Annotated in this window: 1 protein-coding gene; it reads left to right on the top strand. The window is 65.6% G+C overall.

Going from position 1 to position 964, the window contains the following annotated elements; all coding sequences use genetic code 11:
* On the top strand, positions 1-935 hold a 935-nt coding region (locus tag Ari01nite_RS49465), incomplete at its 5' end, for an IS3 family transposase (RefSeq protein WP_203791705.1).
* Positions 936-964 lie beyond the last annotated feature (29 nt).

Here is a 964-nt window from a genome sequence, read left to right as displayed (position 1 = left end):
GACCCGACCCGGCGACGGTCATGAGGTTCGTCGACGAACATCGTGACCGGTTCGCGGTCGCGCTCCTTCTCAGGGTTCTGGACGTGGCCGAGTCGACCTACTACCAGTGGGTCACGCAGGCCGAGCAGCCTTGCGACCGGGACCTGGTCGACCTCGGCCTGATCTCCAACATCTTCGAGATCTGGGAGGCGTCCGGGCGCACCTATGGCGCCGATCGCGTCCACCGGCAGCTACGCCGCGACGGCATCCGGGTCGGCCGCAAGCGTGTCGAGCGGCTCATGGCGCAGCAGGGCTGGCAGGGGGCGTTCCTGCGCCGGGGCTGGCGAGGCGGCTGCACGAAGCAGAATCCGCGGCATATCCCGGCACCGGACCTGGTGAACCGGAACTTCACCACGGACCGTCCGAACCGGCTCTGGGTGGCCGACGCGACCCGGATCCCGTGCGGTGAGGGCGTGTTCTGGCTGGCCGCCGTCCGGGACGTGTTCTCTCGCCGGATCGTCGGGTGGAAGACCTCGGATCGGTGTGACACCGATCTGATCCTGGCCGCGCTCGAGTACGGCATCTGGTCGCGTGATGTCCGCGACGGCCAGCTCGTACATCACTCGGATCGCGGCTCGAACTATACGAGCTTCCGCTTCTCGCAACGCTTGCAGGACAACGGAATCCGGCCGTCCATGGGGTCGGTCGGCGACTCCTACGATAACGCGTTGATGGAGAACTTCTGGTCGACGCTGAAGATTGAACTGGTCTACCGAACCTCGTGGCGGACACGTGACGAGGCCGAGAACGCGATCTTCGAATATATCGACGCCTGGTACAACACCAGCCGCATCCAACGCGAGCTGGGCTACCTAAGCCCGGACGAATACGAGACCGCCTGGCACGCCCAAACCGAGCCAGATAACCTCACCCCTGCCCCGACCGGAGGCAGGTAACCCCCGCTCCGTGAAACCGGGGGAAACTC

It is taken from the genome of Paractinoplanes rishiriensis, from assembly GCF_016862375.1.
In the GTDB taxonomy this organism is placed as follows: domain Bacteria; phylum Actinomycetota; class Actinomycetes; order Mycobacteriales; family Micromonosporaceae; genus Actinoplanes; species Actinoplanes rishiriensis.
This window is presented reverse-complemented; position numbering and strand designations above follow the sequence as displayed.